We start from the raw sequence: 1,711 nt of genomic DNA, 5'->3' as shown, positions 1-1,711 counted from the left end.
TTCGCCATTGCTTTTTTATTTCACTATTTTTCTTAATTTAGTTGCATAAAAAAGCAATGGCTTTTTTTAGTGATAATAGAAAAAGTTTAACCATCAATCCCGCACTGCAGCCAAGCTGCTAGGCGTTGGCAGAAAACAAATACCAAAACATCTCCGAAAGTGCAGACAGCTCAATGGTAGTACAACTTGATACAAACCCTTGAAATATGAAAACTCTTGAACGATTTGCTTTGTTAGATGAATTCTCTCGACGGGAGGTGCTTAATTAATTAAAAAATTGCCCTAAATATCTTCCTAAAAGAGCAAAATGCTTTAAAATGGGATGCTTTAAAAAGCGTTATGAAAAAAATATTATTATGCTTAACCATACTAAGTTTAAGCACTTTATCTGCAAAAAATAAAATAGTTAAAGATTCAAACATCTCTAAATTGAAACCCACAGAACTCTGTGGAGTTAGTGTTACATTTTATGATGAATATGGCTATGTAACAGGTTGGAAATTTTACTCTGCTGAAAAATCAAATTTTAGTGATTGTCTTGTATATCAAGGAAGTGTATTAGGTTATTTAAGATCTAAAGGATACCGTGTTGAAATGACTAAACAAAATTATAGTTTACAACCTTAGAAAAATTAAAAAATAGTGTCTATATATCTAACAATTAGTATAGACACTATTTAAATTCAAAAAAAAATAAACGAAAATGAAATTAAAAGTATTAATTCTTGCGATTTTTTCAATAACAAAAGTTAGTTCACAACAAATAAAAGTAGAATATACTTTCATTAAATCTCCAATTGCGAATGTAAAAGAAAGTTTATACATCAAGGAAAATAAAGCTATTTGTATTCAAGACTCTATAACAAATTTTAGTAATGAAAATTCATCACCAACTTCCAAAAAGTTTATTTTTCCATTCAAAATTTCTTCAATATTATCAAATAATAAAATAAAACAATTTAAAATATTTGACAAAACAAATGACAATAATTTAATATTTGAGATAGAGGATATTGTAAAAAGTCCTAATTGGGAAATTGATATAAAAAAAACCAAAAAAATATTAAATTATAATTGCATCAAAGCAACTATGGAATTTAGAGGTCGAAAATTCACTGCCTATTTCACTAAAGAGTTACCCTATAATACAGGTCCATATAAATTTTTTGGTTTAAATGGATTGATATTGGAAATTAGTGCTGATAATATGCCGTACTACATCTGGAAAGCATCATCAATTAATTTAGATAATAACGATAAAATTAATTATGAAATACAAGAAAAAAATACAAATAAAATCAATATTAAAGAATTTGTAAAGATAAAAGATTCTGAAAGAAATAGATTTCTAAAGGAAATTAATGATACCGACATCTCGTTTGATTCTAAAGTAGAAACTATTGAAGAAAGACCAACAATTGAAAAACATTACGAATGGGAAACTCAGTAACTTGTCATCTGCCAACAAGCAGTTTGGCACAAGGTGGGGTTTATTGTTTTTTTGAAAATTTAGTGTATATTTGTAAGGCAGTTTTGCTTTGGAAATGCGTGCTTTAAAGCCCCACCCAGCGCCAAGCTGCTGGGCGTTATATGATATGGCTTGAAAACTCTTCATCTATAAAACAACTACCAAAATCGAAACTGACTAAATATTTTGTAAATTTGTGGGCAATCAACGCAATAAAGACAAAATGGACAATAGATTTTCTGA

The 1,711-nt window shown here is 28.2% G+C and carries 2 protein-coding genes; both read left to right on the top strand.

Going from position 1 to position 1,711, the window contains the following annotated elements; translation table 11 throughout:
- Window positions 1–339 precede the first annotated feature (339 nt).
- Entirely contained in the window at window positions 340–627 is a 288-nt protein-coding gene (locus EIY84_RS11670; RefSeq protein ID WP_124643375.1) for a hypothetical protein, read from the top strand.
- 76 nt (window positions 628–703) lie between these two features.
- The gene (locus EIY84_RS11665; protein WP_124643373.1) at window positions 704–1,450 is read left to right on the top strand and encodes a GLPGLI family protein; all 747 of its coding nucleotides are present in this window, start codon (window positions 704–706) and stop codon (window positions 1,448–1,450) included.
- Window positions 1,451–1,711 lie beyond the last annotated feature (261 nt).

It is taken from the genome of Amniculibacterium aquaticum (genome assembly GCF_003852705.1).
Lineage (GTDB): Bacteria > Bacteroidota > Bacteroidia > Flavobacteriales > Weeksellaceae > Amniculibacterium > Amniculibacterium aquaticum.
The sequence above is the reverse complement of the archived record's forward strand: the minus strand, read 5'-3'. Positions and strand labels throughout refer to the sequence as shown.

Bases quoted from the DNA above. Each gene is read 5' to 3' on its own strand.
- EIY84_RS11670 (WP_124643375.1), top strand. From the start codon at position 340: ATGAAAAAAATATTATTATGCTTAACCATACTAAGTTTAAGCACTTTA.
- EIY84_RS11665 (WP_124643373.1), top strand. From the start codon at position 704: ATGAAATTAAAAGTATTAATTCTTGCGATTTTTTCAATAACAAAAGTT.